Source organism: Methylobacterium brachiatum (assembly GCF_020523825.1).
In the GTDB taxonomy this organism is placed as follows: domain Bacteria; phylum Pseudomonadota; class Alphaproteobacteria; order Rhizobiales; family Beijerinckiaceae; genus Methylobacterium; species Methylobacterium brachiatum.
Window position 1 is genome coordinate 69623 of record NZ_JAJALK010000010.1, and the last position, 14700, is coordinate 84322.

Annotated in this window: 15 protein-coding genes; 10 read left to right on the forward strand and 5 right to left on the reverse strand. The window is 70.4% G+C overall.

The window, feature by feature from the left end; translation table 11 throughout:
* Positions 1-9 precede the first annotated feature (9 nt).
* Complete coding sequence (locus tag LGR69_RS20795) at positions 10-381, reverse strand: winged helix-turn-helix transcriptional regulator (RefSeq protein WP_039903813.1); 372 nt, start codon at positions 379-381, stop codon at positions 10-12.
* Between the two features lie 123 nt (positions 382-504).
* Between LGR69_RS20795 and LGR69_RS20800 the strand changes: the two genes are divergently transcribed.
* Entirely contained in the window at positions 505-1524 is a 1020-nt protein-coding gene (locus tag LGR69_RS20800) for a zinc-binding alcohol dehydrogenase family protein (RefSeq protein ID WP_230367223.1), read from the forward strand.
* A gap of 10 nt (positions 1525-1534) precedes the next feature.
* Positions 1535-1957, forward strand: coding sequence for a cupin domain-containing protein (locus LGR69_RS20805; RefSeq protein ID WP_230367224.1), 423 nt, complete (start codon positions 1535-1537; stop codon positions 1955-1957).
* Positions 1958-1980: 23 nt separating this feature from the next.
* Here LGR69_RS20805 and LGR69_RS20810 read toward each other — a convergent pair whose 3' ends face one another.
* Positions 1981-2271 carry a type II toxin-antitoxin system RelE/ParE family toxin gene (locus LGR69_RS20810; protein ID WP_091864527.1) on the reverse strand — a complete coding sequence of 97 codons (291 nt, stop codon included), beginning with the start codon at positions 2269-2271 and terminating at the stop codon, positions 1981-1983.
* Positions 2264-2533, reverse strand: a complete 270-nt coding sequence (locus tag LGR69_RS20815) for a type II toxin-antitoxin system ParD family antitoxin (RefSeq protein ID WP_007566950.1) — start codon at positions 2531-2533, stop codon at positions 2264-2266. Before LGR69_RS20815 ends, LGR69_RS20810 begins: the two co-directional genes overlap by 8 nt.
* 289 nt (positions 2534-2822) lie before the next feature.
* Here LGR69_RS20815 and uvrA point away from each other — a divergent pair, with 289 nt between their 5' ends.
* The 3 genes from uvrA (at position 2823) to LGR69_RS20830 (ending at position 8231) form a co-directional block, all read left to right on the forward strand.
* Positions 2823-5939 (forward strand): excinuclease ABC subunit UvrA, encoded by a 3117-nt coding sequence (uvrA, locus tag LGR69_RS20820; RefSeq protein WP_007566952.1) that lies wholly within the window; start codon positions 2823-2825, stop codon positions 5937-5939.
* A gap of 504 nt (positions 5940-6443) precedes the next feature.
* Positions 6444-7427 carry a transporter family protein gene (locus tag LGR69_RS20825; RefSeq protein WP_091864530.1) on the forward strand — a complete coding sequence of 328 codons (984 nt, stop codon included), beginning with the start codon at positions 6444-6446 and terminating at the stop codon, positions 7425-7427.
* A gap of 234 nt (positions 7428-7661) precedes the next feature.
* A complete protein-coding gene (locus LGR69_RS20830; protein ID WP_007566957.1) occupies positions 7662-8231 on the forward strand; it encodes a fasciclin domain-containing protein in 570 nt (189 codons plus the stop codon).
* Between the two features lie 62 nt (positions 8232-8293).
* Here LGR69_RS20830 and LGR69_RS20835 read toward each other — a convergent pair whose 3' ends face one another.
* Together LGR69_RS20835 and LGR69_RS20840 are read right to left on the reverse strand one after the other, a co-directional pair.
* On the reverse strand, positions 8294-8989 hold the full coding sequence (locus LGR69_RS20835; protein ID WP_230367225.1) for an anti-sigma factor: 696 nt from the start codon (positions 8987-8989) through the stop codon (positions 8294-8296).
* Positions 8986-9636: a sigma-70 family RNA polymerase sigma factor gene (locus LGR69_RS20840; protein WP_007566961.1), complete on the reverse strand. Its 651-nt coding sequence runs from the start codon at positions 9634-9636 to the stop codon at positions 8986-8988. Before LGR69_RS20840 ends, LGR69_RS20835 begins: the two co-directional genes overlap by 4 nt.
* A gap of 303 nt (positions 9637-9939) precedes the next feature.
* Between LGR69_RS20840 and LGR69_RS20845 the strand changes: the two genes are divergently transcribed.
* The 5 genes from LGR69_RS20845 (at position 9940) to LGR69_RS20865 (ending at position 14648) form a co-directional block, all read left to right on the forward strand.
* Positions 9940-10914, forward strand: coding sequence for a S1C family serine protease (locus tag LGR69_RS20845; protein ID WP_230367226.1), 975 nt, complete (start codon positions 9940-9942; stop codon positions 10912-10914).
* 173 nt (positions 10915-11087) lie between these two features.
* The gene (locus tag LGR69_RS20850; RefSeq protein ID WP_230367227.1) at positions 11088-11354 is read left to right on the forward strand and encodes a GCG_CRPN prefix-to-repeats domain-containing protein; all 267 of its coding nucleotides are present in this window, start codon (positions 11088-11090) and stop codon (positions 11352-11354) included.
* Positions 11355-11624: 270 nt separating this feature from the next.
* On the forward strand, positions 11625-11771 hold the full coding sequence (locus tag LGR69_RS20855) for a DUF1127 domain-containing protein (RefSeq protein WP_007566967.1): 147 nt from the start codon (positions 11625-11627) through the stop codon (positions 11769-11771).
* A gap of 78 nt (positions 11772-11849) precedes the next feature.
* The gene (gene trmFO, locus LGR69_RS20860) at positions 11850-13277 is read left to right on the forward strand and encodes a methylenetetrahydrofolate--tRNA-(uracil(54)-C(5))-methyltransferase (FADH(2)-oxidizing) TrmFO (protein WP_230367228.1); all 1428 of its coding nucleotides are present in this window, start codon (positions 11850-11852) and stop codon (positions 13275-13277) included.
* Between the two features lie 168 nt (positions 13278-13445).
* Positions 13446-14648 carry a Zn-dependent hydrolase gene (locus tag LGR69_RS20865; protein ID WP_230367229.1) on the forward strand — a complete coding sequence of 401 codons (1203 nt, stop codon included), beginning with the start codon at positions 13446-13448 and terminating at the stop codon, positions 14646-14648.
* Positions 14649-14700 lie beyond the last annotated feature (52 nt).

The following is a 14700-nucleotide window of genomic DNA, read 5'->3' on the forward strand; positions in this document are numbered from 1 at the left end:
CATGCACAATCAGGCGGCACTCCGAACAGTCGGTGCCGCGTCGTCATGCAGTTCCACATGCCGGTCGCCCCAGACCTTCAGCGCGTGGATGACCGGCTCCAGCGACCGCCCGCGCGCGGTCAGGCTGTATTCCACCTTCGGGGGCACCTCGGCGTAGACTTTCCGCGCGATCAGGCCGTCCGCCTCCATTTCGCGCAGCTGGTTCGTCAGCATGCGCTGCGTGACGTTCGTCAGCCGCCGGCGGATCTCGTTGAAGCGCAGGGTCCCTTCCATCAGGTGGTAGAGGATCACGCCCTTCCACTTGCCGTCGATGAGCCGGAGGGTCGCCTCGACGGCGCAGCCGGGGCTGCAGGCGCCGCGATGATGTCGGGTGCGGGGCATGGCAGGATCCTCGGCCGTCTCCAGGGACGGTATCATTTTCGGCACTAGCGGCGTTTTATGTGCGTACTTGCGGTTCGTGAAGGCGGGCGGCATCTCCTGGCGGGTCAGCCGGAGGAGATTGCGATGCGCGCCGTCGGGTACAGAAAATCCCTGCCGATCACCGAGGCCGAGGCCCTGGTCGATTGCGACCTGCCCCAGCCCGAGCCCGGACCCCGCGACCTCCTGGTGAAGGTCGAGGCGGTCTCGGTGAACCCGGTCGACACCAAGGTCCGCCTGCGGGCCGAGCCCGAGGCGGGCGGGGTCAAGGTGCTGGGCTGGGACGCCGCCGGCACCGTGGTCGCCAAGGGCGCCGAGGCCGAGGGCTTTTCCGTCGGGGACGCGGTGTTCTACGCGGGCGACCTCACCCGGCCGGGGACCAACGCCGAATTCCACTGCGTCGATGCGCGCATCGTCGGGCACAAGCCCGCGCGCCTCGACTGGGCGCAGGCGGCCGCCCTGCCGCTCACCGCCATCACCGCCTGGGAGGCCCTGTTCGACCGGCTCGACACCGCCAAGCCGGTGCCGGGCGCCGCCCCGGCGATCCTGATCGTCGGCGGGGCGGGCGGCGTCGGCTCGGTGGCGATCCAGCTCGCCCGGCACCTCACGGACCTGACCGTGATCGCCACCGCGTCCCGACCCGAGACCGCGGCCTGGTGCCGGGATCTCGGCGCCCACCACGTGGTCGACCATGCCAAGCCGCTGGCCGCCGAGGTGGCTTCCCTGGGCCTCGGCGCGCCGGGCCTCGTGTTCTCCACCACCAACACCGACGCGCACCTGGCCGAGATCGCCGCGCTGATCGCTCCGCAGGGCCGGTTCGCCCTGATCGACGACCCCGCGCAGCTCGACGTGGCCCAGCTCAAGCGCAAGAGCCTGTCGCTGCACTGGGAGTTCATGTTCACCCGCTCGATGTTCGGCACCTCCGACATCGGCGCCCAGGGCGCGCTCCTCGACGAGGTCGCCCGGCTGGTGGATGCGGGGCGCCTGCGCACGACCCTGGGCGAGCATTACGGGCGGATCGACGCCCAGAACCTGCGGCGGGCCCACGCGCTGATCGAGAGCGGGCGCGCCAAGGGCAAGATCGTGCTCGAAGGCTTCGCGTCGTGAGGCGGGCGCCATGACCGAGGCCGGCACCGGCCTCTTCGACGTGGCGGCGCTGGCGGCGGCCCTGCCCGACAGCGCGCGGACGCTCCTGGTTGACACCTACCTGACCGACCGGGAGGCGGCGAGCGCCCGGGTGTTCCGGGTCTACCGCCCGACGCCGCCGCACTACCACGCCACCTGCGACGAGTACCTCTACTGCCTCTCGGGACGCGGCACTGTCTGGCTGGGCGACCCCGCGAACCTGACGACCTTCGGTCCCGGCCAGCTCCTGTTCTTCGAGAAGGGCACGGTGCACGCGATGCCGGAGATCGCCCCGGACGAGCCGATGACGTTCCTGTCGATCGACACCCCGCGGCGGGCGCCCACCGACATCATCTTCGTGAACCCCGAGGACGGCACCCCCGCCACCCTCATGGCGCGCAACGCCGGGTCGTAAGAATTCGCAACCGGGATGATGCTCTAAAGCGCGAGATGTCTCACGCTGCGGCCGTGGACGATGGCCAGGATCAGGACGCCGTCATCCACCGGCTCGTAGAGGATCACGTGCGCGGCATATTCGTGCCTGTGCACGCCGGGCCGGATCGCGTCGGCCCTCCGGCCCATACGGGGATTGTCGGCGAGGAGCTGGAAGGCGTGCTCCAGACCGGTGGCATAGGCTTCGACTTGGCGGACACCGAACTGCCGGTAGCCGTGGACGGCGATGTCGAACAGGTCCGCCTCTGCCCTCTTTGTGAGGGTGTAGTCACTCATCCAGCGGCTGGTCGCTCTGTGCATGCGTCCTGGCCCGGGCGACGATGTCGGGGACCTTGCGATGGCTCGCTCCACTGGCCCGGGACTCGTCGACGATCCGGCGCAGATCCTCGATCGTCAGTTCGGGCTGGACCCGCCGCTCGCGATCACGGCGCACGAGGTCGCGGACATAGTCGCTCGTGCTGGCGTAATCGCCCTGTTTGATCTGCGCCTCGATCCATTCTTTCATCGGATCGGGCAGGGAAATGGTCATGGTGGCCATGAGGGCCTCGTCATAAGCCCGGGAGGATCGGAGACCACGATATCAAGGATAAGCGTTTTTCACAAAATTTCTTATGCCCGCGGTTCGCCGCCGGCCAGATCCGACTGTTTCACCACGTGGTTGCCGGCGTACGCGTTTCGTTCTAGCAAGGGCTTCGCATGACGGGCCTGCGTCCCGCCGGCCCCACCTTGCCGTCGACCGCTCCCGGCTCGACATGAGCGGGTGCGGCGGCTGACCCGCGCGCAAGCCAGCCCCGACCGCGTCGACGCCTCGAAAGACCGCCGCCCTCATGGCCAAAGCCCAAGCCGGAACCAGAGTCGGAGCCCGAGTCGGCGCCAGCAAAGCCGCCCCCAAACCCTCGCCCGTGAAGGTTTCCGCAGCCAAGGCGCCTGCGGACGCAGTGCCGGCCAAGCCCGCGCGCAAGAAGGCCGAGGCCCCCGCGCCGGACCGGCGGAACGCGGCCGCGGAGGCCGCCACTGACGCCAAGCTGGAGGCCCTGTTCGACGCCGCGCAGCCGGCCGCCGGCGACCGGCGGGTCATCACGGTCCGAGGCGCCCGGGAGCACAACCTCAAGAACGTCGACCTGACGATCCCCCGGGACAAGCTCGTGGTGTTCACCGGGCTGTCGGGCTCGGGCAAGTCGTCGCTCGCCTTCGACACGATCTATGCCGAGGGGCAGCGCCGCTACGTCGAGTCGCTCTCGGCCTATGCCCGCCAGTTCCTGGAGATGATGTCCAAGCCCGATGTCGACCAGATCGACGGGCTCTCGCCGGCCATCTCCATCGAGCAGAAGACCACCTCCAAGAATCCCCGCTCCACCGTCGGGACGGTGACCGAGATCTACGACTACATGCGCCTGCTCTGGGCGCGGGTCGGCATCCCCTACTCCCCGGCCACCGGCCTGCCGATCGAGAGCCAGACCGTCCAGCAGATGGTCGACCGGGTGCTGGAGCTGCCGGAGAAGACCCGGCTGTACCTGCTGGCCCCGGTGGTCCGCGGGCGAAAAGGCGAATACCGGAAAGAGATCGCAGAGTACCAAAAGAAGGGCTTTCAGCGGCTGCGGGTCGATGGCGAATACTACGCGATCGATGACGCGCCCAAGCTCGACAAGAAGTTCAAGCACGACATCGACGTGGTGGTCGACCGGATCGTGGTGCGGCCGGACATCGCCGCGCGGCTGGCCGACTCGTTCGAGACCGCCCTGGAGCTCGCCGACGGCATCGCCGAGATCGTGTTCGCGGACGCCCCCGAGGGCGAGGAGCCCCGGACGATCACGTTCTCCTCGCGCTTCGCCTGCCCGGTCTCGGGCTTCACCATCGCGGAGATCGAGCCCCGGCTGTTCTCGTTCAACAACCCGTTCGGCGCCTGCCCGACCTGCGGCGGCATCGGCCACGAGATGCGGATCGACCCCGAGCTGGTGATCTCGGATCCCGGCCTCAGCCTCAAGCGCGGCGCGGTCGGCCCCTGGGCGAAGTCGACCTCGCCCTATTACGGCCAGACGCTCGACGCGCTGGCGGAGCATTACGGCTTCAAGACCAGCGTGCCCTGGCAGAGCCTGCCGGAGGCGGCCCGCGCCATCGTGCTCTACGGCTCCGGCAAGCAGGCGATCCGCTTCGCCTACGATGACGGCCTGCGCAAGTATGCGGTCAACAAGCCGTTCGAGGGCGTGATCCCGAACCTGGAGCGCCGCTACAAGGAGAGCGAGTCCGACGCGGTGCGCGAGGAGATCGGCCGCTTCATGAGCGAGACGCCCTGCGCGTCCTGCGGCGGCAAGCGGCTGAAGCCCGAGGCGCTGGCCGTGAAGGTCGCCATGGCCGATATCGGCGACGTGACGGCGCTGTCCGTTTCGGAGGCCCATCGCTGGTTCTCCGAATTGCCGGAGAAGCTGACCGCCAAGCAGAACGAGATCGCGGTCCGGATCCTGAAGGAAATCCGCGACCGGCTCAGCTTCCTGGTGGATGTCGGCCTGGAATACCTGACGCTGGCCCGCGGCTCCGGCTCCCTGTCGGGGGGCGAGAGCCAGCGCATCCGGCTGGCCTCGCAGATCGGCTCCGGCCTGACCGGCGTGCTCTACGTGCTGGACGAGCCCTCGATCGGCCTGCACCAGCGCGACAACGAGCGGCTGCTCGGCACGCTCAAGCGCCTGCGCGATCTCGGCAATTCGGTGATCGTGGTCGAGCACGACGAGGACGCGATCCTGCAGGCCGACTACGTGGTCGATGTCGGCCCGGGCGCGGGCATCCATGGCGGCGAGATCATCGCCCAGGGGACGCCGGCCGAGGTGCTCGCCAACCCCGCCTCGCTCACCGCCAAGTACCTCACCGGCGAGATGGCGGTACGCACCCCGGCCGCACGGCGGAAGGGGCGCAAGGGCAAGCTCGGCGTGTTCGGCGCCCGGGGCAACAACCTCAAGGACGTCGACATCGAGATCCCGCTCGGGACCTTCACCTGCATCACCGGCGTCTCCGGCGGCGGGAAATCCACCCTGGTGATCGACACCCTGTACAAGGCCGTCGCGAAGAAACTGAACGGGGCGCTGGAGCACCCGGCCCCGTACGACCGCCTCGAGGGGCTGGAGCATCTCGACAAGGTCATCGACATCGACCAGTCGCCGATCGGGCGCACGCCGCGCTCGAACCCCGCCACCTATATCGGCGCCTTCACGCCGATCCGCGACTGGTTCGCCGGCCTGCCCGAGGCCAAGGCGCGCGGCTACCAGCCGGGCCGCTTCTCCTTCAACGTGAAGGGTGGGCGGTGCGAGGCCTGCTCGGGCGACGGCGTCATCAAGATCGAGATGCACTTCCTGCCGGACGTCTACGTCACCTGCGACGTGTGTAAGGGCAAGCGCTACGACCGCGAGACCCTGGAGGTGAAGTACCGCGGCAAGTCGATCGCCGACGTGCTCGACTCCACCGTCGAGGAGGCGGCCGAGCTGTTCAAGGCGGTGCCGGCGATCCGCGAGAAGCTCGAGACCCTGAAGCGGGTCGGCCTGCACTACGTTCATGTCGGCCAGCAGGCGACCACCCTGTCGGGGGGCGAGGCGCAGCGGGTGAAGCTGTCCAAGGAGCTGTCGAAGCGCGCCACCGGGCGCACCCTCTACATCCTCGACGAGCCGACCACCGGCCTGCACTTCCACGACGTGGCCAAGCTCATGGAGGTGCTCCACGAGCTCGTGGACCAGGGCAACACGGTGGTGGTGATCGAGCACAACCTCGAAGTGATCAAGACCGCCGACTGGGTGATCGACATGGGTCCCGAGGGCGGCGATGGCGGCGGCCGGGTGGTGGCCCTGGGCACGCCGGAGGAGATCGCCCGCGCGAAGGCGAGCCATACCGGCCGGTTCCTGCGCGAGGTTCTGGCCCGGCGCCCCGCCCCGCAGACCGGCCGCCGCAGCGCCGCCGAATAGGCGCCGGGGCGGCAAATTCTGCCGGGTGAGGGCGGGAATCCCGGCCCGGTCGGCCCGCCACGCCGCCTGATTCGGGCCGCCGGCCGCCGATGCCGGCCCCGGGCGGCCCGGTCGGGGCGGGGATTCCGGCCCGTGGGTGATGGCCGGGCCCCTGCCCGTTCCCCCGCTCCCGCTTGCCGGATTCTCCCGCCAGCGCCGTCGGCAACAGCTTGACCGTTCAACGATATTTTGCCGGCCGGAACCCCGATATTCATTCCTGGGGACTGTGTTGCATCGCCGCAAAAATGCGGCTTTTGCGCAACGGTTCGGCCGGTTTTGCCGCTTCGATCAGCATTCCACTGTCTTTCCGCAGGTCTCTGTAGAATAGTCACCAACGTTGAGACGGGCGGGCTCCGTGGGGGCGCTCGGCACACCGGAAGTCGGCAGCCGCCAAGGGCGAGCAGACCGGCAGGGTAGTGCCGAATGCGGGACGGATGCCTTGAGACCTTGGGAAGGAATGAAACAATGATGAAGAACTGGCTCGCGGCCGGCGCAGTCGCGCTCACGGTCGGCATGACGTCGACGATCGCGCAGGCGCAGACCACGACCATCCCGGGCGAGCAGGTCGGCCTCGCCGTCGGCGCGCCGCTGCCCGAGGGTATCTACGCGATCAACACGTTCACGTACCGCCGCGCCGATGCGCCGTCGACCGCCGTCGGTGGCGCGCTCGACACGGCCGTGAACATCCCGGTGCTGGTCTGGTCGACCCCGCTGGTGCCGCTCGGCGGCCGCATCGAGCTGCTCGTCGCTCCCCCGACCGTGTTCGCCTTCACCCGCAACGGTGCCGGCCGGAACAACAAGGACATCTCGATCAACGTCGGCACCTTTGTCGGCGGCATCTGGGCATTCGACCTGGGCAACAACTTCGGCGTCAGCTTGCTCGGCGGTGCCTACCTGAACGACCTCAACGGCGACCGCGGCACGCTCGCCAGCGTCGGCGGTCCGAGCCCGGTCCTTCCGCAGCTCTCCTCCAACACCTACCGCTTCGGCGTGGCCGGCAGCTACACCGGCGACGGCTGGAACATCACCGGCAACCTGACCGCCAACATCTACGACTCGCCCGGCCGCTTCCCCGGCTTCGGCCCCACCCGCGGTCCGTTCTACCTGTCCGACTCCCTGAACTTCGACATCACCGCGACGAAGAAGTTCGGCAACTTCGAGATCGGCCCGGTCGCCTACGGCACCTACAACTTCGACATCGGCCAGTTCAGCGCGGCGGCCGGCAACCGCGGCCGGTTCGCTGTCGGCGGCCTGATCGGCTACGACTTCAAGGTCTTCACCGTGCAGGCCTACGTCGCCCGCGACGTCGTCACCAGCGCGACCTACACGACCGCCTTCGGTCGCACCCGTGACAACTACTCCACGGACGGCTGGCTGCGCCTGATCGTGCCGCTGTACTCGCCGGCCCCCGTGTCGCCGGTCCCGACCGCCCTGGTCCGCAAGTACTGATCAGACGACACGCCGGTCTCCCGCCACCAAGGCGGCGGGGGATCCCGGATCTCGACGACACCGTCCGCCAGGACGGCGAACCGCCCGGCTCCCGCCGGGCGGTTTTTTATGGCCGGGGCAGGGAGCGGCCGATAGTCAGATCCTGCGAAACCTTTCCGCTCGAGGCGCCGTAAGCGGCGGCGCAATCCCGGTCCTGACGTGATCGCGGGATGCCTGACGGAAGGAAACTCCAGGATGCTCAACGTTATCGGAGGCCGGCGCGCGGCCCGGGCGCTCGCCCTCGCTCTGACCCTCGGCCTCGGCGCGACCGGTATGGCCCAGGCCAAGAACCCGATGGTCGGCGGCGCGCCGATGTATGCCAGCAAGACGATCGTCGAGAACGCGGTCAACTCCAAGGACCACACCACGCTGGTCGCCGCCGTGAAGGCCGCGGGCCTCGTCGACACGCTCAGCGGGCCCGGCCCGTTCACGGTGTTCGCGCCGACCAACGCCGCCTTCGCCAAGCTGCCGCCCGGCACCGTGGAAAGCCTCGTCCAGCCGCAGAACAAGCCGACGCTGACCAAGATCCTGACCTACCACGTGGTCCCGGGCGTCTACACCGCCCAGGACCTTGTGGCGCTCGTCAAGAAGGGCGGCGGCCAGGGCCAGCTCACCACGGTCGCGGGCGAGCCGCTCGCGGTGGCGGTGCAGGGCAAGAAGGTCCTGATCACCGACGTGAAGGGCAACACCGCCACGGTGACGATCCCGAACGTGATGCAGTCGAACGGCGTGATCCACGTGATCAACGCCGTGCTGATGCCCTGAGCCGGATTGTGTGATCCGACCATCCGCGGCGCCGCCCCGGCGCCGCGGGTTCTGCCCGGCGCCTACTCGGCGATCAGCTTGCCGGTATAGACCACAGGTCCCGTGGGCTGGCCGCTCGGCGAGCCGCCCGGCGGCTCCACGGACACCGCCAGCACCCCGTCCGGCGAGGCGCCCTGGGGCAGGCTCACCCGGCTCGCATCGGCTCCCACGAGGCCGAGCGGCTTCGGCCCCTCGGCGCCGACATACCACAATTGCAGGCTTCGACCCGCGGGCGCCTCGGCCCCGACCGGCCGGACCTGGGCGGTGCCGGTGCGGGTGTCGACGCGCACGATCAGGGCCGGCAGGGCGCCGCCGCCCTGGACAACCGCGAGGTAGCGGCCGCCCTCCGGCTCCGGCCGCGACCCGACCGCGACGAACAGCGCCAGCCCGGCCGCCAGCAGGCCGGTCCCCGCGGTGGCGATGCGCCAGCGCCGGACCTGGCGGCGCAGGTGGGCGAGCGGGTCGGGCGCGCCGGCGGACCGGGCCCCCAGCGCCCGCAGCAGCGCCGCGCGCACCCGCGGCGGCGGCGCCACCGGCGGGATCGCGGACAGCAGGGGCGACAGCCGCCGCTCCCAGGCCCGGACCCGGGCCGCCGCGCCGGCATCGGTGGTGATCGCACGGGCCATCTCGGCCCGCTCCCCCGGATCGAGGGTGCCCAGCACGTACTCGGCCGCGCGCAGGTCCGGATCCGAGGCCGGGTCGTCGAGGCCGCCGCTCACGAGACAGCCTCCAGGCAGGTCTTCAAGGACGCGAGCGCCCGGTGCAGCCAGGTCTTGATCGTGTTGACCGGCCGGTCGTAGCGCTGGGCCAGTTCGTCCCGCGAATGGCCCTCGCAATAGGCCAGCACCACGCAATCCCGGTGCGCGGGCTCCAGCCGGCCCAGGCACGCCCCGAGCGCGTCCCGGTCCAGGAACGCCGCGGCGTCGTCATGCGGATCCATCAGCCGCGCCACCCAATCCTCACCGTCATCCCGCACCGGTCCCTGAACCTCGGCCACCCCCTTGCGGCGCACGCCGTCGATCGCCCGGTTGCGGGCGATCGTGCACAGCCAGGCGAGCGGGCGTCCGGCCTCGGGATCGTAGGTCCCGGCCGCCTGCCAGATCCGCAGATACGCGTCTTGAAGGACGTCCTCGGCGAGCGACCGGTCGCGCTGGATACGCAGGATCACGCCGAAGAGTTTCGGGCTCGTCAGGTCGTAGAGTTCGGCCAGGGCGGCCGCCTCGCCGCGCCCGATCTCGGCCAGCAGGCGCCGCAGCTGCGCCTCGTCGGCACCGGAAGAGCCTGGCGGTCGCGCCGGGGCTGGAGACGCCCCCGCGGCAAAGATCGGTCCGGTCAAGATCCGTTCCCGTGCCCGCGCGCCGTTCATCTGCCGGTCGCGCTCCCGTAAGAGTGGTCTAGACGTCCCCGCGCGTGCTGTCACATCGCCGGCCGCGCGGGATCGTCGATAGGTCGTCGGCTCAGCGATCCGCGCGCGGCGCCGCGCCACGGGTGTCGCAGGCCGGGCGGACCGCCTATCTTAGGCTCTCATCCCGATCCGGTGGTTGCCGGCTTTCGGGACACGACGATGCGCAGCACAATCCCGGAGCCGCGTCCGACATGCGGGACGCGGCTTCAGTCCGAAGTGGCGCGGCCGGCGGCGGCGCAGGGGCGAACGAGCCGAAGGAATCTCATGGCGACCCAGGGCGAGTGGAAGATCCCCGCGCAGGCCCAGCCCAGGCCTGCGGATTACGGCTACGATCTCGATCGGGCGCTCTCGTCGGTGCTCGCCCTGTCGGCGCGGGTGCCGGAGAGCGCCTTCACGGCCGAGACCCTCGGCACCGAGCGGGCCGGCAACGGCGTGGTGATCCGGGAGGACGGGCTCGTTCTCACGGTCGGCTACCTCATCACGGAGGCCGAGAGCGTCTGGCTCACCACCCGAGAGGGCCGCTCGGTCCAGGGCCACGTGCTCGGCTTCGATGCCGCCACCGGCTTCGGCGTGGTCCAGGCCCTGGGCGAGCTCGGCGTCCCGGCCCTGCCGCTCGGCCGCTCGGCCGAGCTGAAGACGGGCGACCGGGCCGTGGTGGCGGGCGCCGGCGGGCGCCAGCGCTGCGTCGCCGTCGAGGTCGTGGCCCGGCAGGAATTCGCCGGGTACTGGGAGTATGTCCTGGACGAGGCGCTGTTCACCGCCCCCGCTCACCCGCATTGGGGCGGCACCGCGCTGATCGGCGCGCAGGGCGAGCTGCTGGGGATCGGTTCCCTGCAGCTGCAGCAGGGCGGCAGCAGCGGCGGCCGCCCGATCAACATGGTGGTGCCGATCGACCTGCTGCCGCCGATCCTCGACGACCTGGCCACGCGCGGGCGCGCCAACCGGCCGCCCCGGCCCTGGCTCGGCCTCTACGCCACCGAGAGCGAGGAGGGCATCGTCGTGATGGGGCTGGCCGATGGCGGCCCGGCCGAGACCGGCGGCCTGCGCAGCGGCGACGTGATCGAGGCGGTGGCCGGCGAGCCGATCCCGGATCTCGCCGCCCTGTTCCGCAGTATCTGGGCGCTCGGGGAGGCCGGGGTCCGCGTCCCGCTCACCGTGCGCCGCGACGGGCGCAGCGTGAAGCTCGCCCTCGTCTCGGCGGACCGGGAGCGGTTCCTGCGCACGCCCTCGCTGCACTGACGGGCTCTTCCGCGGCGGCCAGCCGCGAAACCGTCGCGGCTGGGGTTGCGTTTCTCGGATGCCGAGGTCGAGGCTGCAGGGGATACAACCACAGGCTCAGCTTCGGTTCAGGCGGCGGGGCCGAATCTCTCTCGACCGGCACCGATCCGCCGGACGCTTTGAGGAGATGTGTCATGGCGATTCTGAGCGCACCGCGCGCGAAGGCACTCGTTATGGCCGCCGCGATCGCCGGCGGCCTCGGGCTCGTGGGCTCCGCCGAGGCGGCGGGAGGCTGCGGCCCGGGCTTCCATCCGAACCCCTGGGGCATCTGCCGCCCGAACTGGGGCCCCCGCCCCTACTGGCGCCGGCCGGTCTATTACGGCGGCTACGTGCGGCCGCGGCCCTTCTACCGGCCCTATTACCGACCCTACGGTTTCTACGGCCCGCGCCCGTTCTACTGAGGGATCCACCCGTTTTGCGCCGCGAAGGGCGCCCCGCCGGCCGGTGGGGCGCCCTTCGCGCGTTCAGAGGGCTCCCGGCATGCGCACAAAGAATGACCATCCGGGAAGGTTGCCGGTTTCTTAATCCGGGCATGCGGCGCACGCAGGCCAGATCCTTGGCCTTTCGACTCCTGCTGCGCCGCGGGAGGTTTATATGTGCGTTGCACCAACAAGAGGCAGCGATGCGCAACGGCGCGCCATCCACTGCCTGAACAGAGGTCAAAGAACTCCATGTCCGCCGCTCGTAGCGTCCTGAGTCGCGTCCGCGCCTATCTCCGGTACCGCGACACCGTTTCCCAGCTCTCCCGCCTCTCGGATCGCGATCTTGCCGATCTCGGCATCAACCGCAGCGAGATCCACGGCATCGCCCGCGTCTGATCTCCCGGCACCATCGCGATTCGACTGAAAGGACCGCCGCCCGTTGATCCGGGCGACGGTCCTTCGCTATTCTGGGATATGACACAGACCATTCACATCATCGGCGGCGGCCTGGCGGGATCCGAGGCGGCCTGGCAGGTGGCCGAGGCCGGCCATCGCGCCGTGATCCACGAGATGCGGCCGGTGCGCGGCACCGAGGCCCACCAGACCGACGGCCTGGCGGAGCTGGTCTGCTCGAACTCGTTCCGGTCGGACGATGCCGAGAGCAACGCCGTCGGCCTGCTGCACCAGGAGATGCGCAGCTTGAGCTCGCTGATCATGCGGGCGGCGGACGCGAACCAGGTGCCCGCGGGCGGTGCGCTCGCGGTGGACCGGGAGGGCTTTTCCGCGGCGGTGACAAGGAGCCTGGAGCAGCACCCCAACGTCACGGTTGTCCGCGGCGAGGTCGAGGGCCTGCCGCCCGAGGCGTGGGGTCCCTGCATCGTCGCCACCGGCCCGCTGACCGCCCCGGCGCTCGCCGAGGGCATCCGGGCGCTCACCGGCGCCGAGTCCCTCGCCTTCTTCGATGCCATCGCGCCGATCGTCCATCGCGACTCGATCGACATGGACGTGGCGTGGTTCCAGTCCCGCTACGACAAGCCCGGGCCCGGCGGCACGGGGGCCGACTACCTCAACTGCCCGATGAACCGGGCGCAGTACGACGCCTTCGTGGCCGCCCTCGTGGCCGGCGAGAAGATCGGATTCAAGGAATGGGAGGGCACGCCGTATTTCGACGGCTGCCTGCCGATCGAGGTGATGGCCGAGCGCGGTCCCGAGACCCTGCGGCACGGCCCGATGAAGCCCGTGGGGCTCACCAACCCGCGCGATCCCCTGGTCAAGTCCTGCGCGATCGTGCAGCTGCGCCAGGACAACGCGCTGGGCACCCTCTATAACATGGTCGGCTTCCAGACGAAGCTCACCTATGCCGAGCAGGTCCGGATCTTCCGCACGATCCCCGGCCTGGAGCGGGCCGAATTCGCGCGGCTCGGCGGCCTGCACCGCAACACCTATCTCGACAGCCCGCGCCTGCTGGACGCCACCCTCCGGCTGAAGGCCCGGCCCGCTTTGCGCTTCGCCGGCCAGATCACCGGCTGCGAAGGCTATGTCGAGAGCGCCGCGGTCGGCCTGATGGCCGGCCGTTTCGCGGTGGCCGAGGCGGCGGGCCGGCCGCTCAGCCCCCTGCCCCAGACCACGGCGCTGGGCGCGCTCATCGCCCACATCACCGGCGGCCACGTGGCGGCCGACGGCGAGGCCAACGCCCCGCGCTCGTTCCAGCCGATGAACGTGAATTTCGGCCTGTTCCCGCCCCTGGCCCAGGCGCCCCGCAACGAGACCGGCCGCCGCCTGCGCGGCCCCGAGAAGGCCGTGCTGAAGAAGCGGGCCCTCACCGACCGGGCTAGGGCTGACCTCGGTGCCTGGATGGCGGGGGCGCAACCCGCGGACTGGAAACAGGCGGCGGCGGAGTAGCGCGGCGAGTCGCGGTTTCGAAGGGGCCGGGACCTTTCGCGGGTGCAGGGCTGAAGCCCTGCTGTCGGGCTCCGCCCCGACACCCCGCCAAAGGGCTCGCCCTTTGAAAACCCCGATGTGCGCATGGCGCTTGCACGGTCTGGGCGCTCAACTCCCGGGGACCGCTGCATGACCGAGATCGATACCGACGCCTTCCTGGCCGACCTCTATGCTCTGCGCGAGATCGGCCGGTTCCGCACCGGCGTTCACCGCCCGACCTTCTCGGCCGCCGATATGGAATCCCGCCGCTGGCTGATGGCCAAGCTGGAGGAATGCGGGCTGGAGGCATCGATCGACGGGATCGGCAATGTGCTCGGGCGCCATCGCGGGCCCGGACCCCACCTCCTGGTCGGCAGCCACATCGAGACCCAGAACGAGGCCGGCTGGCTCGACGGGGCGCTGGGGGTGGTGGCCGGTTTGGCCCTGGCCCGGGCCGGGCTGCCGGTCGACGTCGTCGCCTTCGCGGACGAGGAGGGGCACTTCTCGGGCGGCTTCCTGGGCAGCCGCTCGGCGATCGGCGACCTGACCGAGGCCGAGATCGAGGCCGCCCGCAACCGCACCGACGGCACGCCGCTGCGCGCGGCCCTCGAGGCCGCCGGACTCGCCGGATTGCCGCGGATGCGGCTTGATCCGGACCGCTACCGGGGCTTCCTGGAACTGCATATCGAGCAGGGCACGCAGCTCGAATCCGCCGGCCTGCATCTCGGTGTGGTCAGCGGCATCGTGGCGATCTGGCAATTCCAGATCGTGTTCGACGGCAACCAGGACCATGCCGGCGGGACCACCATGGCCGAGCGCCGGGATGCGGGGCTCTCGGCGGTACGCCTGCTCGCGGCGATCGACCGGGAATTCCCGAAACTCTGCGGCCCGCGCAGCACCTGGACTACCGGGCGGATCACCCTGGATCCCGGCGGCTACAGCATCATCCCGGGCCGCGCCGAGGTGGCCTTCCAGTTCCGCGACGTGTCGATCCCGGTGCTGGAGCGCATGGAGGCGTGCCTTGAGGCTCTGGTGCGCGAGTCGAACCGGCGCGAACGTTGCCCCGCCACCCTCACGGCCCTGTCGAAAGCGATCCCCGCCCCCTGCGACCCGGACCTCATGCGGGCCCTCTCAGAGGCCGCCGAGCAGGTCTGCCCCGGCCGCTGGCAGGTGATGCCCTCGGGCGCCGGCCACGACGCCCAGAACATCGCCCGGATCCTGCCGGCCGCCATGCTGTTCGTCCCGTCGATCGGCGGCATCAGCCACCATTGGGCGGAGGATACCAGCGATGCGGACCTGGCCTTCGGGGTGCGCACGCTCGGCGCGGCGGCGGCTCGGGTGCTGGCGGGGTGAGCGCCGTGCCTCTGATCGCCGAAGCAACACTCCCCACATCCAACCGTTGATC